The organism is Cobetia sp. BMC6, from assembly GCF_029991385.1.
GTDB lineage: Bacteria > Pseudomonadota > Gammaproteobacteria > Pseudomonadales > Halomonadaceae > Cobetia.
This window is the reverse complement of the sequence record NZ_JAKUMF010000061.1, coordinates 1-446: the sequence shown is the minus strand read 5'-3', so window position 1 is coordinate 446 and position 446 is coordinate 1. Positions and strand designations below refer to the sequence as shown.

1 protein-coding gene is annotated in these 446 nt (G+C 41.3%); it reads left to right on the top strand.

Features of this window, described 5'->3' with window-relative positions; all coding sequences use genetic code 11:
* Nucleotides 1-446 (top strand): hypothetical protein (locus tag MKZ40_RS16990; RefSeq protein WP_282627993.1); only part of this gene is annotated, 446 nt, incomplete at both ends.

Genomic DNA, 446 nt, shown 5'->3' with positions numbered 1-446 from the left:
TATATTTTCGCAGAGTCTGCAAAAGCGCTAAGTGATGCATTTGATGATGTTCTTACCGATATCAGAGAGGTCAACTCAACTTTTTCTTCGCCATCGGTAGCATCAAATAATTCAGATAAATTATCACATCGTGATGCAGTTTATTTTCCTATGTTTTTACCTTCAAACGATGCTCGGTGGCGATGGAATCTTAACAAGCTAAAAGTATCTGGTGGTGTCGTAGTTGATGCCAACCTTGCCTCCGCCCTTGGTAATGACGGGGCGATTTTATCAACAGCAAAAACGTATTGGCAATCCAACAGCAATCTCATTGCTGATGGTGGATATGTTGAGAAAGGCGGTGTAAATGCTTATCTAGCTGAACAATCGAGTATTCCAAATAAAGGCCGGAAAGTGATCACAAACTTATCTGGTGGTCGAATGCTCAACTTTACGGCTTACAGAGT